The organism is uncultured Sphingomonas sp., from assembly GCF_964243315.1.
Taxonomy (GTDB): domain Bacteria; phylum Pseudomonadota; class Alphaproteobacteria; order Sphingomonadales; family Sphingomonadaceae; genus Sphingomonas.
The window spans coordinates 13,484-29,507 of the sequence record NZ_CAXTEM010000035.1; the positions used below are offsets into that span (position 1 = coordinate 13,484).

General features: G+C 62.1%; 19 protein-coding genes, 1 tRNA gene and 1 pseudogene. 7 read left to right on the forward strand and 14 right to left on the reverse strand.

The features are described 5' to 3' along the window. Position 1 precedes the first annotated feature (1 nt). Positions 2-1,162 (reverse strand): phosphatidylserine/phosphatidylglycerophosphate/cardiolipin synthase family protein, encoded by a 1,161-nt coding sequence (locus ACFE77_RS10865; protein ID WP_375421658.1) that lies wholly within the window; start codon positions 1,160-1,162, stop codon positions 2-4. Positions 1,163-1,280: 118 nt separating this feature from the next. On the opposite strand from ACFE77_RS10865, the gene rpoZ reads away from it, so the two are divergent. Next, positions 1,281-1,625 carry a DNA-directed RNA polymerase subunit omega gene (rpoZ, locus tag ACFE77_RS10870; RefSeq protein WP_375421659.1) on the forward strand — a complete coding sequence of 115 codons (345 nt, stop codon included), beginning with the start codon at positions 1,281-1,283 and terminating at the stop codon, positions 1,623-1,625. Positions 1,626-1,937: 312 nt separating this feature from the next. Here rpoZ and ACFE77_RS10875 read toward each other — a convergent pair whose 3' ends face one another. Together ACFE77_RS10875 and ACFE77_RS10880 are read right to left on the reverse strand one after the other, a co-directional pair. Next, positions 1,938-2,636 (reverse strand): RlmE family RNA methyltransferase, encoded by a 699-nt coding sequence (locus ACFE77_RS10875; RefSeq protein ID WP_375421660.1) that lies wholly within the window; start codon positions 2,634-2,636, stop codon positions 1,938-1,940. Then, complete coding sequence (locus ACFE77_RS10880) at positions 2,633-3,673, reverse strand: Ppx/GppA phosphatase family protein (protein ID WP_375421661.1); 1,041 nt, start codon at positions 3,671-3,673, stop codon at positions 2,633-2,635. Before ACFE77_RS10880 ends, ACFE77_RS10875 begins: the two co-directional genes overlap by 4 nt. A gap of 153 nt (positions 3,674-3,826) precedes the next feature. Here ACFE77_RS10880 and ACFE77_RS10885 point away from each other — a divergent pair. Then, positions 3,827-3,900: transfer RNA gene (locus tag ACFE77_RS10885), tRNA-Gln, on the forward strand. Positions 3,901-4,217: 317 nt separating this feature from the next. Here ACFE77_RS10885 and ACFE77_RS10890 read toward each other — a convergent pair. Then, positions 4,218-4,397: a hypothetical protein gene (locus tag ACFE77_RS10890; protein ID WP_375421662.1), complete on the reverse strand. Its 180-nt coding sequence runs from the start codon at positions 4,395-4,397 to the stop codon at positions 4,218-4,220. A 241-nt stretch (positions 4,398-4,638) separates the two neighbouring features. Between ACFE77_RS10890 and ACFE77_RS10895 the strand changes: the two genes are divergently transcribed. From ACFE77_RS10895 to ACFE77_RS10915, 5 genes are all read left to right on the forward strand, one after another. Beyond that, positions 4,639-4,935 (forward strand): hypothetical protein, encoded by a 297-nt coding sequence (locus tag ACFE77_RS10895; protein WP_375421663.1) that lies wholly within the window; start codon positions 4,639-4,641, stop codon positions 4,933-4,935. Positions 4,936-5,495: 560 nt separating this feature from the next. After that, entirely contained in the window at positions 5,496-6,050 is a 555-nt protein-coding gene (locus ACFE77_RS10900) for a PEPxxWA-CTERM sorting domain-containing protein (protein WP_375421664.1), read from the forward strand. A 1,336-nt stretch (positions 6,051-7,386) separates the two neighbouring features. Further along, a complete protein-coding gene (locus ACFE77_RS10905) occupies positions 7,387-8,160 on the forward strand; it encodes a hypothetical protein (RefSeq protein ID WP_375421665.1) in 774 nt (257 codons plus the stop codon). Positions 8,161-8,182: 22 nt separating this feature from the next. Continuing rightward, positions 8,183-8,602, forward strand: a complete 420-nt coding sequence (locus ACFE77_RS10910) for a hypothetical protein (RefSeq protein ID WP_375421666.1) — start codon at positions 8,183-8,185, stop codon at positions 8,600-8,602. Between the two features lie 46 nt (positions 8,603-8,648). Next, positions 8,649-9,938: a hypothetical protein gene (locus ACFE77_RS10915; RefSeq protein WP_375421667.1), complete on the forward strand. Its 1,290-nt coding sequence runs from the start codon at positions 8,649-8,651 to the stop codon at positions 9,936-9,938. 61 nt (positions 9,939-9,999) lie between these two features. On the opposite strand, the gene ACFE77_RS10920 is transcribed toward ACFE77_RS10915, so the two are convergent. The 10 genes and pseudogenes from ACFE77_RS10920 to ACFE77_RS10965 form a co-directional block, all read right to left on the reverse strand. After that, positions 10,000-10,299, reverse strand: coding sequence for a hypothetical protein (locus tag ACFE77_RS10920; RefSeq protein WP_375421668.1), 300 nt, complete (start codon positions 10,297-10,299; stop codon positions 10,000-10,002). Between the two features lie 410 nt (positions 10,300-10,709). Beyond that, positions 10,710-10,856, reverse strand: coding sequence for a hypothetical protein (locus tag ACFE77_RS10925; protein ID WP_375421669.1), 147 nt, complete (start codon positions 10,854-10,856; stop codon positions 10,710-10,712). A gap of 132 nt (positions 10,857-10,988) precedes the next feature. Further along, entirely contained in the window at positions 10,989-11,888 is a 900-nt protein-coding gene (locus ACFE77_RS10930) for a phage major capsid protein (RefSeq protein WP_375421670.1), read from the reverse strand. A 108-nt stretch (positions 11,889-11,996) separates the two neighbouring features. Further along, positions 11,997-12,461: a hypothetical protein gene (locus ACFE77_RS10935; protein ID WP_375421671.1), complete on the reverse strand. Its 465-nt coding sequence runs from the start codon at positions 12,459-12,461 to the stop codon at positions 11,997-11,999. Between the two features lie 146 nt (positions 12,462-12,607). Continuing rightward, the gene (locus tag ACFE77_RS10940; RefSeq protein ID WP_375421677.1) at positions 12,608-13,258 is read right to left on the reverse strand and encodes a terminase TerL endonuclease subunit; all 651 of its coding nucleotides are present in this window, start codon (positions 13,256-13,258) and stop codon (positions 12,608-12,610) included. Next, positions 13,247-13,438 (reverse strand): annotated as a pseudogene (locus ACFE77_RS10945) (terminase large subunit domain-containing protein); the annotation flags it as partial. The gene ACFE77_RS10940 and the pseudogene ACFE77_RS10945, both read right to left, overlap by 12 nt. A gap of 192 nt (positions 13,439-13,630) precedes the next feature. Further along, positions 13,631-13,924 (reverse strand): terminase large subunit domain-containing protein, encoded by a 294-nt coding sequence (locus ACFE77_RS10950; RefSeq protein WP_375421672.1) that lies wholly within the window; start codon positions 13,922-13,924, stop codon positions 13,631-13,633. A 58-nt stretch (positions 13,925-13,982) separates the two neighbouring features. Further along, positions 13,983-14,207 carry a hypothetical protein gene (locus ACFE77_RS10955; RefSeq protein WP_375421673.1) on the reverse strand — a complete coding sequence of 75 codons (225 nt, stop codon included), beginning with the start codon at positions 14,205-14,207 and terminating at the stop codon, positions 13,983-13,985. Positions 14,208-14,483: 276 nt separating this feature from the next. Next, positions 14,484-14,759: an HNH endonuclease gene (locus ACFE77_RS10960; RefSeq protein ID WP_375421674.1), complete on the reverse strand. Its 276-nt coding sequence runs from the start codon at positions 14,757-14,759 to the stop codon at positions 14,484-14,486. Between the two features lie 711 nt (positions 14,760-15,470). Beyond that, the gene (locus tag ACFE77_RS10965; RefSeq protein WP_375421675.1) at positions 15,471-15,656 is read right to left on the reverse strand and encodes a hypothetical protein; all 186 of its coding nucleotides are present in this window, start codon (positions 15,654-15,656) and stop codon (positions 15,471-15,473) included. Positions 15,657-16,024: the final 368 nt, after the last annotated feature.

Consider the following 16,024-nt stretch of genomic DNA (forward strand, 5'->3'; position numbering starts at 1 on the left):
TCTACTCGTCGATCCCGAAGTTCAGGCCGCGCGACAGGCCGGGATCGACGACCGCGATCAGCAGATAGGCGAAGAATTGGCGCAGCCGCTGGATCGGTCCGGCCTGCGCCTTGTACCATGCCGGGGTGATCGCCTGCGACTTGGCAATCTCGCCATCGACATAGCCCCGAACGTGATCGGCAAAAGCCTGATCCTCAATCCGCAGCATCAGTTCGAGATTGATGAACAGCGATCGCATGTCGAAATTCGCCGACCCGATATAGACCGCATCGTCGACTACGTAGAGCTTGGTGTGGAGCTTCGACGGCTGATATTCGAACAAGGCCACGCCGTTGCGCAGCAGGCCGGCATAGGTGAACCGCGCTGCCGCGATTGTCGCGTTGTTGTCCGATTTGGCCGCGGTCACGACGCGGACCTTGGCGCGGCGCCGCCCCGCTCGATCGAGCCGCCGCAGCAGCGACGGACTGGGCGTGAAATAGGCCGCGATCAGGTCGATCCGCGTCGCCTGCACCATGTCGGCACGCAGCGCCTTCGCCCAGGGCGACAGCCGTCGCGTCGGTCCGCCGATCAGCCAGCGCGTCTTGCCCTCGGTCTCGCTCCACTGCGCCAGCGCGCGATTGAGTGGCCGCAGCCGCCCCTTGGCATTCTGCACCCAAGATTGCAGGGCATCGAAATACCCCGCCATCCGCTCGGCGGCGGGGCCTTCGACGAGCAAGCCGAGATCCTGCCACGACGCCTCTTCGGGCGTGCCGAAATAATCATCCTCGACGTTGAAACCGCCGATGATGATCGTCGCGTCGTCGGCGAGCGCGAGTTTCTGGTGATTGCGCAGCAAATAGCGGCGGCCGAACCGCGGCGAGAAGCGGCACACCTGCACGCCGGCCTGCTCGAGCGGCGCGAAGAAGGCCGCACCGGTTTCCTCGCTGCCGAACCCGTCGATGATCAGCGAAACCGCGACACCGCGCACCGCGGCGGCGATCATCGCGGCGTTGACCTGCCGCCCGGCATCGTCGTCGGCGTAGATATAGTAGAGGATGCGTAGTCGCTGTCGGGCGCCATCGATGAGCGCGATCAGCGAGTCCAGCCGCCGCGGGCCGGTGTCGAGCAGCGTCAGGCGATTGCCGTCGACGGTAAAGCTCGGCTGCGGGGGCGGCGTCTCCATCGCCCCGCGTGATGACGGGTCGCGCGGGGAGCGGCAAGGCCGTTTTCCTTGACTCGGCGGGGTGCGCGACCTAGATGGCCGCTCTTCAATTCAGCGGTATTTGCGAAGGAAAGCGTCCATGGCGCGCGTCACTGTCGAAGATTGCGTCGACAAGATTCCGAACCGGTTCGACCTGGTGTTGTTCGCGGCGCAGCGCGCGCGGCAGATTTCGGGCGGTGCCGAGCTGACGATCGATCGAGATCGCGACAAGAACCCGGTCGTAGCGTTGCGCGAGATCGCCGAAGTCACGGTGCGCCCGGCGCATCTGGAGGATTCGGTGATCTCCAGCCTCCAGCGCGTGCAGATCGACGACGAGGATGAGGCGGATGCCGTCGGCAGCCTCGCCGCCTCGGCCGAGGCACTCCGCCTCACCGCCGCGGCGCCGCCACGCAACCAGAATCTGGGTGCCGATTACGACGGCTGAGCCGGCGCCGATCGGTTGACGAACGAGAGCCGCGGCAGCGATGCCGCGGCTCTTGTCGTTTGTGGGTTAGTAGGCGTGGTTTGATCACTGGCGGTCAGGCTCGGATCCACCGCTTCGCTCGGAACGAACGGGTCAGAGTGTTTCGCGAACAGGTTTGCTCTCTCCTTCCCATCAGGGGAGGGGCTGGGGGAGGGGCCTAACCCCGAGCGGTACCCTTGCGGCACTGCCCCACCCCAACCCCTCCCCTGAAGGGGAGGGGCTATCGCGTATCAACTTGGTCGCGAACGAGTCTCGGCGAGTGCCACCATTCCGCTAGTCGCGCGGCGCAACTTCTTCCGACGGCGCGCCGCTTCGGCCCTTGAAGCCCTGCGCCACCACATACCATTCCGACGAGCCCTTGCGGCTGGCGGGCGGCTTGGCGTGCTTGACCGCGGTGAAGTTGCGCTTCAGCACCGCGACTAGATCGCTGTCCGCGCCACCGGCGAGCACCTTGGCCACGAACGCGCCGCCGGGCCGCAGCACCTCGCACGCGAACTCGACCGCGGCCTCGACCAACCCCATCGTCCGCAAATGATCGGTCTGGGTGTGGCCGACGGTGTTGGCCGCCATGTCCGACAACACCAGATCCGCCGCGCCCCCGAGTGCCTCGCGCAACTCGTCAGGCGCCTCGTCGGCCATGAAATCGAGCTCGAGGATCGTCACACCGTCAAGCGGATCGACCGGCAACAGATCGATGCCCACCACCGTCGCAGCCGGCAAGCGTTTCTTGACGACCTGGCTCCACCCGCCCGGCGCAATGCCGAGATCGATGACGCGCTTGGCACCCCGCAGGAACGCGAACCGCTCGTCGAGTTCGATCAGCTTGTACGCGGCACGGCTGCGATAGCCTTCGGCCTTGGCGCGCTTGACGTACGGGTCGTTGAGCTGGCGTTCGAGCCAGCGCGTCGACTGCGCGGTGCGTTTGCGCGCGGTGAGGACTCGGGTCTTCCCGCCCGAACCGCCGCGGCTCATGGCCGGGGGCTCCCCATCAGGCGGCGGAGGATGCCTTCGCGGATGCCGCGATCGGCGATGCCGAGCCGCTCGGCGGGCCACAGGTCCATGATCGCCTCCAATATCGCACAGCCCGCCACCACCAGATCCGCCCGCTCCCCGCCGATGCACGGTAGCTTGGACCGCTCGGCGATCGACATCTGCGACAGATCGGTGCTGATCCGGCGCATCGCCGCGGCAGGCACGATCAGCCCGTCGACCTGCGCGCGGTCGTAGTGGCTCAACCCGAGATGAACGCTACCTAGCGTCGTCACCGTGCCGCTGGTGCCGAGCAGCCGCGGGGTGCGGACGTTCTTCGGCAGACGTGCCGCGAAGCCGGCGAAGCTCTCCGCCACCAGCGAACGCATCTGCGCATAGGCGGCGACCCGTCCTTCGGGCCCCTCGCCGCCGCCCGCATGCTCGGTAAGCGACACAACTCCCCATGGCGCCGAATGCCAGTCGAGGATTCGCGGGACCGGCGCCGCGGTGTCGATCAGGACGAGCTCGGTCGAGCCGCCGCCAATGTCGAAGATCAGCGCGGGATCGTCCCCGGGCTCGATCAGCGCGTGGCAGCCGAGCACCGCCAGCTGCGCCTCCTCCTCCGCGGTGATGATGTCGAGATGGATCCCGGTTTCGGCATAGGCGCGGGCGATGAAGTCCGCGCCATTGGTTGCGCGGCGGCAGGCTTCGGTCGCGACCGATCGCGCCAGCGTGACGTTGCGGCGGCGCAGCTTGTCCGAACAGACCCGCAGCGCCGTGATGGTGCGGTCGATCGCTGCGTCGCTCAGCGTGCCCGTGGCGGCGACTCCCTCGCCCAAACGGACGATGCGCGAGAAGGCATCGATGATCGCGAAACCGTTGCCGTGCGGTCGTGCGATCAGCAGCCGGCAGTTGTTCGTACCGAGGTCGAGCGCGGCGAAGGCCTGCGCATCGGACCAGCGGCCCCGCTGGGGCCGGCTTGGCGCCGGACGGGCAGGTGGATCCTGCCGGTACGGCTGTCGGGCGGATTGATCCCCCATCGCCGTGACTTTCTATTCTGTTCTTCCGTCACGCGCCGCCGATGGCGCGCTCGGTGCTTGACGCACGATGTAGCGCAGCGTCGTCGGCGCGACAAGCGAGCGCGCGGACAGCGTTGACAGCCCCAAGTTCGCCGCCTAGATGCGCCCGCCTGTTGCCCCGTCGTCTAAAGGTAAGACTACGGACTCTGACTCCGTTAATCGAGGTTCGAATCCTCGCGGGGCATCCAGACATTATCATATGGTTTGAACAGCTTAGAGGCCATCGGTAGCTAAGCCCCGTTGAGCGTGTTACATCTGATACGCCAGGTTGCCATGGTTTTACGTCAATCACGCCCGACTCCCGGCGCGTCCGTGCGACATGAATGCAACATGCTGCAATGCCGTGTCACTGAAGCACACGAGGTGAGAAGGTCCGCCCGATCGCACCGGGCGGGAGGAGGGTCATTCGTTCGGGTCAGCGACGCGATGCAGGCTGTCAGAAATCGCGGCCTACTAGCTCCGCCCCGTGAGAGAGCTTGCGCCGTCCCCGCGTGTGCCGTTCGATTCAGGCGAGGTCCGCGCCGTTATCATCCGGCTCACGCCCGCAGTGCTCGGCATCCTCGCTGTCCTCGTCAAGGTCCGGGTCGCCGCCCACATCATCCATGAAGGCGACGAGCGCCTCGATCTGATCGCCTATCTCCTTCACAGCGCCCTTACGACCCAGCGCGGCCGGGAGGTCGAACACTGGCAGGTTGCGGGCCCGGCGATGATGCGAAGCTGCGGGTCTTTGCACGCCAGCCGTCCGAACGCTGAAAGGGCCATGCCAGTGGCCTGAAAGTAATTTTTGGTGAATAGCGCAAGCCATCCTCGCCCAAGAGGATCGCTTTCGCGCGTCGGCATGTCTCGACTTATCCCCGCTATCCTCCGCGCGCTCACTCGCGAGCTGCCAGTCAGAGGCGTACGGTCTCGGCTAACTCGCATAGGCGATGTGCAACCGCGCGCGCCTGAGAGCTGAGCCCGCGACGCTGTTCGAGCGGTTCAACGCCGGCTGGCTGACGGAGAAGCCGCGCGACAACGGGTTCAACCCGGTCGAGCTATATCCGAAGAACCGCGCCTACGTCGTTCGACAGGAAGGCGATCAGCGCGGCGTCGACGTGATGGGCTGGGACGTGCTGGGCGGCATTGGGCCGTGGCCGATGACCAACCTCCGCAATCCGGGGTTGTCGGCGTGGAAGCGCCTCGCTGAGCATCCAGAGCAGCGCTGCCTGGTGCCGCTGACCTAGTTCGCCGAATGGACGCCTGAAAGCACCAGGTCGGTGAGGGCAAGCTGATCAAGGGCGAGATGTGGTTCGACGTGCCGGATCAGCCAGTCTTCGCCGTAGCGGGTTCTGGAAGCAGGTCGGTGACCACCGCGGTTTCACGATGGTGACATGCGACCGGAACGAACTGGTTGCGCCTATCCATTCGAAGGCGATGATCACGATCTTGGCGGAGGCGGATTGGGATCGCTGGGTGACACGCGGCTACGGCGAGGTCGTGCAACTGCAGCAAGTTTTTCCGGCCGAACAGATGTCCGTACGCGGGCCGGCCTTCCCTACTCGGAGCGAGCATTAGCTAATCTGGGAATGACTTGGTTCGCAGTACGTTGGCTGCAACGTCGTCAGGCAGATCAATTATCTAGATCAAGATTACCGAGAATATTAGCACAGATGTTGGCGACAGAACCGTGATCGAAAATGGTACACCTATATCTGACGCCCAAAAATCGAGTCGACAGTGAAACATAAACAAGACATTAATCCTGGGAGACGCGGTTGCGTCAGCGGCTAGCGGGGGCTCAGTTTTGATTAAACATCTTGCGGCGTTTGCCGTATTCGGCTCTGCGACGATCGGAGGTGCTGCAAATGCGGCTAACTTCGTTGTACAGTACACGGCGGCTGGAAACGCCGTTAGCGGAGTGAGTGCCTCAATCTTCAACGGCGTCCTGACGATATCGGATACCCCAGACATAGCGGGATTTTTCCGTGTCCTAAGTATCACAGGTACTCGCGGCAGCAATGCGGTCACATTGCTGCCGCCCGGGGGCTTCCCAGCTGACTCTACCATTCCCAATGACAATCTTTTCCGCCCTGCTCCGAATTACTTCACTGAGCTAGGCATCAGCTATGCGGCCGGCGGCAACTTCTACAATCTATACTTTAGCCGTGACTTGCGAGAATGCTCAAGCAATACGAGCGTTACGTGTAGCTTTGGCTCGCGCAACCCGGTCAGCGGTTTTCGTGTAACACCTGGCGTAGTTCCCGAGCCTGCGACCTGGGTCATGATGCTGGTCGGCTTTGGCATGATGGGCGCGTCGATGCGCCATCGTCGTCGGCCGACCGCGACCGCCTACGCGTAGAGTGCCCTTACTCTCTATGTGCTGGAGAAGCCGTCAGCCGAAAGGTTGGCGGCTTTTCCACGGTCTTGGCTGACCATTATGAGCATGGGAGATCGTAAATGTAGACAGAAGCAAGAGCTTGGTGTGTCGTGATTGCCAGCTCGCGACGGCGGACATCCCAGGCAACCAGCATCACTTCGCGGAGTGGCGGCGGACCAACCTACGACGGGGTTAACGAGAGCGTCGCCTTTCCGTGCCAAAGGAGGCCTCGGCCTTGCGATCGGCTTGCGGCAGGAACTCAGAGTGGACGGAAAACTCTTCCTTCTAATCGTAACGGGCGTCGTGATCGTTTCTGTTTTGTGGATGCTCGCGGTCCATTTTCGGATACGATCGCATGAACGGAAATGGCACCGGTCGGCATCACGCCATCGATAATCCCCTGCATTCAACGGAATCGTGCGCCAACTACGGCGCTCGGGCACTTGGACGGACGTGCCTACACAAACTCTTGCGGAGGCAGAACCTCGCGACGTTGATCAAGCCGAGCGGTACGAGGCCGACGAGCGTGGTCGAAAGATGTTGATCAGCAGCGTCAGCGGCTGATCAACATCCAATGGGCTACAGTCGGACGAGCATGGCGCCGTGTCGACGTTTTTCGGTTTGATCGAGCGAGCGTTAAGCGTGCGAGATCTTTGGGAGAATGCAACGTGAGGTGCTGTTATATTTAACAAATTTTGCATCCGTCCCGGCAGCTCTCCCGACCGCGCGATCCATTGACCTGTTCGCCAGCATCTTATTGCTGGATGGAGCTAGGCGGATGGCCAATAGACGCCTACGCTTCAGTACCGAAGGAGTAGACCGTGGAACCCGCTGCTGAGTCTCCTCGACCTCAAGGCGAATATTCGAACGCCTCGCGGAAGGCTCCAAAAAAGCCCACAGCGCGAGAGCGGGCAATTACGGCATTGTGTGTGGTAGCTTTTTTGGCCCTCATCTATTGGTTGGTGCTCCGATAATGGGTCTCGGCATCACTGCGTAGACCAAGCGGTAGCGAAATGTTTGAGAAACGGCGAGACCGACTGCATGAGACAGGTGCTCGTCTTATCTACTTTATGTTCGTCACTGCAAGCGTGGCGCGGGACAAGGCCACGAACTTTCAACAACGCATCAGGAACTGAAGGGCTTACGTCACGCGACAGCAATGGCGCTTGCTGGCCATACGATCAACGACTGTCCCGTAATGAGTTTCGATTCTGCTAGCTGAAAGTCGGAGGCGGCGCCTAGAAGCGGGTCCGAGGGGGGTCCTGCGTTGGCCATAGTCAGTTTCCGCGGCCGGCAACGTTTGCTGGCGCCTCAAGGTGTGGTTCTGCTGGCCATGCTGGCGATGCTCAGCTTGGTTCTGCGCCATCCAATCTTAAATGCAATTGGCGGCTTCCCGATCGCCTCTCAAGGGTCGCAGGGTGCTTATTACAATGCCGTTTTTCTCACGACGAATTATTTTGATCTAGGCTTTGTTCGCCGGGGTCTCGGTGGCACGATCGCGCGGATTTTTTCGGCCGACGCATATCGCGGCGCTCTCATCCTTCATGCCCTTTCTGCCATCTATCTGATCGCCGCCTTCGGCGTTCTACAGCATCGTCTCCTACGCGCCCGACAGAGCCTCGCCGCCATGTTGATTGTCGCGTTCCCAATCCTATCGCCTCAGATGTTCGCTGGCTGGGGAACGGACATAGGCCGGACCGACATGCTGGTGATCGGCACGATTGCTTGGTCATGCATCGCAATGCACTCGGGTCGGCCGCTCGTCTCCGCGGCTCTGCTGGCATTCGGGTTCCTCGCCCATGAAACCACAATCATCTTCGGGATCCCTTTGTTGCTCGCAATCGCTTTCGACCAGCATACCGACGGGCGGCTGGATAGCCGCGACCTTTTGCGTGCAGCCGCGGGCTTAGTAGTCGCCGTAGGGACAATCGCCTTCGTTCAGGCACTCCGCGCGCCGACCGCGGAGGAGATGATCTCCGCTATGCAGCACCTCGCTCCACCGGCGGTTGACCAAGATTACGCAGACATTCGCGACGTTGCAGTCTACATGATGACCCTCGGCTCGCGTGGTCTTAAGACAGCTATGCTATAATATCACATGGCCAGGTTACCGCGTGATGGTCGTGATGTCGTTGCTTGTGATGGTTATGAACATCGGCGTGCTTAGCCTCGAAAAGCGTTTAGCCTGGGCCGTCGTGGCCGTTCTGGTGCCGGTGATGTTTATGAACGTGGTAGCTAATGACGCTGGCCGGTGGGTAAAGTTCGGGTGCGCCAACGCTTGGATACTGTCCATTCACTCGCAAATTCGCAGCGATGTCGTCGAGAGCAGCAAGCGGTTCGCCGCTCGCGCTCTCATCCTGTTTGCTCTGGCTTCGATGGGCGTGTCGAAGGACGCGGCAGTCAATCCGGAGAGCGGCCATATTTACTGGCGGTTCGGTTACGTGTGGGAAGCTCCCGCAGAATGGATGACTCGGTGTGACCCACAATGGCGAGATGTGGTACGCAGAAGTGCGACATCGACACGACCATCATGACAACAACATCACGCCAAATAGACGGGACCGATTGTACGCCATGTCAATGAGCGCCACTGATCGCTTCCGCGCAGCGCATAAAGCTTACCCTGAGCTTTTGTGCCTAGCCTTTATAACGGCAACAGCTACTATTTTTGCTTTTCCATATCTGCGGATCGCCTATGGCTCTGGTATAGGTACTGCCCTTCGTCACCTCGTCGAAGCAGAGATATATAACAGGACAGTGATCTCTACCAACTACTTCAATGATGGGTTCGTCCGCCGTGGCTTGGGCGGAACCATTGCCGCGACGCTATCTTCTGACTGGCATCGAAGCACAATATCGTTCGTTGTAATATCATTCTCGTTACTAATTTTGCCGCTTGCGCTAATTATCCGGCACCTCGCGCGAGTTTCGATCCGCGGGGCGATCCTCGCCGCCGTTGTGCTTGCGATTTCGCCGCAAACGTTCGCCGGCTGGTGTCTTGATCCGGTTAGAACGGACATGCTGGCTGGTGCGAGCATATGCCTGAGTATCTTACTGTCCATCAGAGGCATGCGGATGTTAGCAGTCGGAGCCCTGCTGATCGGCATGCTCGCTCATGAGACGGCTATCATCTACGGCGCCCCATTACTTTTGCTGACGATCGCGCACGATGAGCAGCACGGCATATTGCATCGTGCCGCGGCGCTTCAGCTCGCGGGTATGCTGGTCGCCGGGGTAGTGCTGATCTTACTCGCGCAGTTAATGTTCTCCCAGCCACCATCTGCAATCGCCTCTCACATGCTGGCGGCAACCCCGAAGTTGTTGAACAATCCGGAGCACCGTCTGTGGCGTGACATCGCTATCTATATGGCGGTTAGCGGCCCAGAAGGAATAAGGACAGCAATATGCGGCAACCTCAACGCAGACCCTCAATACCTGCCGATGGCGGTGGGGTCGGTGGCCGTTTTGTTCGCTTATTCTATCGTGTTGCCTCGACTGCGGGGATACCCGTTAGCGGCAGCAGTCGCGACTCTCCTGCCTTTGATATTCATGTTGGCCATCGCCAATGATACAGGACGGTGGCTCAAGCTCAGCGTCCTAAATGCATGGCTGCTGCACAGCTTCTACCTAATTCGTGAACCCAGCCGCGAAGGCGTTTCGGCTAGTCAAATCGTGTGCAGCTTTGCTGTGCTAGCAGTCCTGCTGCTGATGGGCCCAACACAATACCGTAAGGTCAACCGGTCCGTCCATACCGCCGCAATGAGAGCGGGTGCGGCTGACCCTGCTCCTTTCAGGGTTTGGATGGACGGGTGCGCGCCAGGATGGCAAACCCTCGTCTATGGCCGTGGATTCGTCGCCAACGGGCCTTGAACAGGTCCGCCTGATTGCATCCCGCCCCGACTTCCGTTTCGGCGTTGCGGCCTGCGCCCCCTTAATACCTAGCAAGCGCCATTATCGCCCCGCGGCGGCGCAGCGAATAACTGATCATACCGAACTCAGCGAGCATCAGCGCCCAGGTGGCGGACTCGGGAACGGCTGCAATGTAGTCGATGGTGATCTTTATATCGCCGCTGAAAGGAAGGCCCTCGATTTGCTGCCCAAGCGCTGGGCCGGATAGGAGAGTGTACGAAACATCGGCGATCGAGCCGGCTAGAAACTCTCCCACCCCGGATAAGTACGACAGATCGCCCGTCAGAAGCTGGTCAATAGCAACGCCGGTGTACAGCGTCATCGTAGTTTCCTGCACCTCGTCGACTACAATATGGAGTGCCGCCGAGCACGTCTATGATCTCCGTTACTCGGTACGTAGAAAAGCCCATATAAGGCAAACTGGGTTCAAATGACCGATACGCGGCATGTTGTTGTTGGATGCGTACGCTGGTCACGGTTCCGTCTATTTTGGCGAACTGGCAAAATTGCTCGCACCTGCCATCGTAAGTGATTGTCGCCGCTGACGTAGGCGCGGCGCAAGCGATAGCGGCCCAGGCTCTCCCTCCACGGCCTTCGCGCGCGACGCGTCGTAACGCGCCGCAGCGGCAGCCGCGGGTGCAGAGAGATTGTACCAGAGAAGGCCCACGCTACTCAGCGCGCCTTCGCTTGACGGGTCTTGTAGGTCAGGCCCTCGCCGCGGTGAACGCGGTTCTATTCGGCCTGCGATGGGCAAGGCTCCAAGGACTCCGCCTCTTTCATCGCCGCAACCGCATTGGCGCGGACATCGTCTGCGTCGACCGCGGGCGCGGTCGCCTCGGCCGGCTTGGCTGCCGCCGGCTTGCTGGTCGTGTCGTTCATGGTTCGCTCTCCTTCGAAGCGAGGTTGTCCGGCCACCCGTGAGGGTGGCCGGGGATCATCACCAGGTTACGCTGGTCACCACGGCGACCATGCCGGTGCGGCGCATCGCCCAACTCATGTCGAGCACCATCCTCAGCGCGATCTGTCAGTCTGGAACATCGAACGAACCGGCGCGGAGACCGCGCTCGGCGTACCGGCCACCGCGATCGGCTGCGGGCTGGTGTCTTCCATGTGCAGCGTCGCCTGATCCCTGACATCAAAGCGCGGCTCGTCACCGGTGGCGGTGAAGAAGTCCGCGGCGTCGACCAGCGCGACCGTGCCGAGCGGAACCGTCGCCGACGCGGCGATCGGGTAGCTGAGCAGCGTGCCGTTGTTCAGATCGGCCGCGAACGGGAAGTCGCCCCCGCCGTTCTGGGTCAGCGAGATCGACAGCACCTGCACCGGGTTGAGGATCCACACCGGCTGGCGGATGTTGCCGGCCGACGAGGTGATCAGCGCCGCGACGAGCGCCTTCAGATCCTTCACCAGCGCGGTGAAGTCGCCACCGGTCGCGGCGGTGACGGGCGTCACACCGTTGTGGAGGCCGGCCGGACGCACGGTCGTGGCTGCGCCCGCGTCCATCAGGACGGTATCGATCGCGACGCTGGTGTCGTCCTGGATCGCCTGGCGCAGAACCTGCTCGATGTCCGGCGTCGAGTGCTCGGCAATCTCACGCGTCAACGTGGTGATCACCGCCATCTTCTTCGGCGTCAGCGGAGTCGAGCTGAACGCGGCCTGCCGGACGGGGATGGGTGCGCTCTGACCGACGAACGAACCGGCGACCGAAGTTCCCGAGGAACGCGACGGAAGCGAGACGACGCCGTTGCGGCCGAAGGTGAAGCGACCGCCAATGTCCCGCAGGATCGGGTAGATCGACTTGCCGACCAGCTGCTCGATCAGATCGAGCGTCGCGGTCTGCACCAGCTCCGCTGCCCAGCCGGTCGCGGTCGTGGTGGCAGGTGCGGTTGCCGCCTTCGTGGTGAAGCCGAGCATCGTCTTGATCGTGTCGTCCTCGCGTAGCGGCCGATCAGAACATCGGTCAGCGAGCGGCGCTCGATGTGGCTCAGCAACTGCACGACCGCCGAGCGGATCAGCACGTCACTAGGGGCCGACTTCTTGGCGGGCATTGCGAACGTGCGACCGCCCGCTCACGGTGGTGCCGCCGGTGCCACCGGTCGCGCCAGCGCCGTCTGGAGCGATGGTCTTGGTGGCAAGTGCGGTCTCGGCGCGCTTCAGCGAGGCAAGCTTGCCTTCAGCGGCTTCGAGCAACTTGCTGATCTCATCCGTCACCGTGTCGTCGCAATCATCGGCGGCGACAGCGGCGGTCAGCAAGTCCTTCTGACGAACGACTTCAATCTGCGCATCAACGATGCGGTCTGCGAGGGTCTTCATGATCTGAGGCTTTCGATGCGAAGTTTGGCTGGCAGGCTCGCCGGGGGACCCGCTCCGCTCAACTCCGATGATCTCGCCGGCTGGCTCGCCAGAGATCTTCTTCACCGCGCGAACCGACGCGGGCATCCACACCCCTTCCGGTGCCTTCTTTGCCCGCTTCGCGGCCTCGATCATCGCGTCGGTCGGCTTGCCCTTCTTGGTGCCGCCCTGCGGATGCTCGACCTGGGGAATTTTTCAGCCCCAGCTCGACGATCTCCGGTTTCATGCTCGTCGCGAACGCGAACCGGTCATAGGCGAGCAGCTGGATATGGAAGTTGCGGTCATATTCCGCGAGCGCCTGGGCGACCTGCCGATAGGGGATGCTCGATCCTTTCGGCGCGTGCATGAAGCCTTCGTCGACCCAACACACACACATCATAGGGCTGCTTGTCCGCGTCGGCGCGCACGCGCAGCGTGTCGCCGGGCGTCCAATCCTCAATCCATGCGTCGTAGGTCGGTTTGCCCTTATGCTCGCCCTCGGCAACGGTCCCGGTCTGGACCGCGGCGCCGAGCGCAGTGATGTCCTTGTTCCGCGATAGATCGAGCCCGAGCCCGATCCGCTTGCCGTGGTGGATCACCGGGTCGAACTCGACCAGCGCCGGCTCAACAACGTCGCGGGTGATCCACAAAACCTCGGAGTCGGTCCAGACGCAGAAGTGCAGCCGCAGGATGCCGTTGCGCTTGCCCGGCATCTGGATCGCCTGCTTCACGACGTCAGCCAAATATTCCTCGGTGATGGTCACGCCGAGCAGCGGGTTAGCCTTCGCCCAGCAACTCGGGTCCGCCAGCGGATCGTCACCGCGATCGAGTCCGCATACATAGCTGAAGGTCCTGTCGTCGATCGGCCCGCCCAGGTAGGTGGCGTCGTCGTCTTTGGCGTCTACGTTCTCGGCCGCGACCTTGATCGCGTGCTCATGTTCCTCGCGAGCGATAGAGTTGCGATCAGATCCGCTGTTGGTGATCATGAACAGCAGCGGCTGCTGGCGAAACTTGAAGCCGCGTTCCAGCATCTCAATCACGCCGCGATCGGGGTGCTCATGCACCTCGTCGGAGAGCGCTATATGCGGGCGCCGACCCGAACCGGTCTTCTTCGCCTCGCGGCTAATCGGGCGGAGAAACGAGTTGGTCTTGAGATAAGCGGAATTATATTCCCGGCCCGGCCCGCCGCTGGGCTTTAGCCGAGCCTTTTGCCCGGCGACTTGTCGACCATGTTAATGGCGTCGCGGAACAGGATGCCCGCCTGGTTCCTTCGTCGCGCCGGCCGTATAGATCTGCGCGCCGGCCTCGCGATCCGCCATCATACCTTAGAGGCCGATACCGCCAGCTACCGGCGACTTGCCGTTGCCCTTGCCTTCCTCGATGTACGCCCGCCGGAAGCGCCGGAACCCGTCAGCCTTCTTCCAGCCGAAGATCGAGCCGATCTTGAAAGCTTGGCTGGGGTGCAGGAGGCGCGGGCGCCCCTCGAACTGCCCTTCGCTCAGACTCAGCTTTTTTTCGAAAAAGTCGATCGCGCGTTCGGTCGCTGCCGGATCGTAGTGGATTCCGCGTTTCGCGCCGAGCTTCAGGCCGTCGAGATGCCGTCTACACGCGTTGCGCACGTGCGGACCGGCGACGATCTTGCCGGTGGTGACCGCCTTCGCATAGGCAGCAACCCGGTCAGTCGTCGAAGAACTCGTCCTTGGCGTCTTCCTTGCTGTCACCGCCGCGGTTCCGCTCGTCGGTCAGCGCCAGCTCGGCCATGTAGGCGCGGAGCTGGCCGTGTTCGACGTGGGGAAGCCGGTCGGAGATAACCGGAACTCCTGCCACAATTCGCAGGAGGCGATTGCCGCGGCTTCGCGCGTCGCATCCAACCAGCCGGCCGGGGCGATGTAGCGTTTCCATGCTTTCGCCCCTTCGCCCTCCATGCCCTCGGGCATCACGGGCTTGCCAAAGCTGGCATCGGCTTCTGCTACCGCGGCTTCCGCCGCGTTCGCTTTCCCGTGCCGCGTAGGACGGTGCGTCCCGTCTACCAGCCGCTTGATCGGTTTGGGCTTCACCCCTCGCGCCGCCATCTCGACCTCACAGACAATCAATTTGGTTTTGCGCGCGTTTGTGGGCGGCACGGTGTCCAGTATAAGCGGCCTCGGGATTTTCGGACCCTACCACCCCCTGTCATGATCACCCGATCGGCCATCCATCCTTGTCGGTGCCGACCTTGGCCGGTGTCGTGAACCCGAACTTTTCTGCCGTGACCTGGTCGTGACACGGATCGCAGAGGTTGCGGGTGTTCCGATCCTCGTCACTGCCACCCAGCGCTAGGGGCTGGATGTGGTCGACTACCGTAGCGAGTGCGACCACACCCTTGGCGCCGCATCGCTCGCATAATCCCTTGGTCCGCTTCAATCGGCGAAGGCGTTGGGCGTGACCGGCACGTCCGCGTAGGCGTTCGATCATCGCGATGCTCGCTCATGGTCCGAGCCGGCGATAAGGTGACCGACGTGCTCAATGATTACAGATGGCCGAAATATTATCGGCGGCGACTGAGTCATTAACTTGCTGAGATACAAGGGAATCGCGGCTGCTGCCGCGTGTCCCCGTTGGGTCTTGGCACAGCCACCTTGCCAAAGCTCCGAGCGACGGGGCAGCGGGTGGGCAAGCGCCGGTCGTCGTCTTGAGCCAGGTGGCGGCTCGGCGGCGACCGCCTTGCGTCTCGTTAACGCCTCCGCAACCATCGTGTGACTAGAGCCGCGCCAACAGCTGCTGTGCTTCCCGAAGTCGTCACAGCAGTAGTTATCCTGCCAGAGCGCGTTGTTAACGGGCCAAGTGCTAGGCGGGTTTCGGCCGTCGTCAGATCCGCGAATGCGGCAGACGGCGGCCACCCAGCGCAAACGCAGCTCACTCAGCTAAGCGATACCCGCTCGATAGGTACTTACGTCATAAGGTTCGAAGCGGTGACTGATCGACTGCAGAGAAACCGTAATGGAACTTTGCCATTGAGGTTGGCGCGCCGTCGCAATGGTTCAAATACCAGGACGACGCTACCTGCCGGAGCCCGTTGCTAACGGGTCAGATGTTAGGCGGGACCTGGCCGCCGCTATGCCTGCTTACCGGTTAGCTGGCGGCGGCCACCCTGCTACTGTCAAGGCTGCGCAGGCTTGGCAGACTTCAAGATGTGGGGCTCTGCTCCGGCAAGTCGGACACTTCGACCTTGATCAGCTGCGCGTCGCCGGACGGCGAGCCCACCGGCTGCGTCACTCGCGCCTCGCCGCTGGTGACATCGACTTCACCCTCGACGCCAATCTCTTCGAGCGCTGCCGTGATCGCTGTCGTAATGTCGTTCGTCGTCGCCATCGTGTCTTCCTATCCTCGGCCACGCACGACGATCCGTAGATCCATCGCCGCACCTTCGACTTTGCCGATCAGTTGCTCTGTCACCGCTATCGTAACGCGACTGGAACCGGCTGAAGCGGTCCGCAATGTCGTGTAGGCGTTCGGCGATATAGCGGATCTGGTCGGCGGTGCTGGGCAAGTGACCCATCGACACCTCGCTTCGTTAGGCGCTGCATGAGCCGAGCGCCACTAATAATGGCCAGCGACCGACCTTAGCTCATGCCTTCGGACTGCGCCGGAAGCATGCGCTTCTGCGTTGGGGACGAGGGCAGCTCGTGAGGTGGCCCCTCAAATGACCTGACAGGGTCTCGCTCTTAGATAAGAGTGAG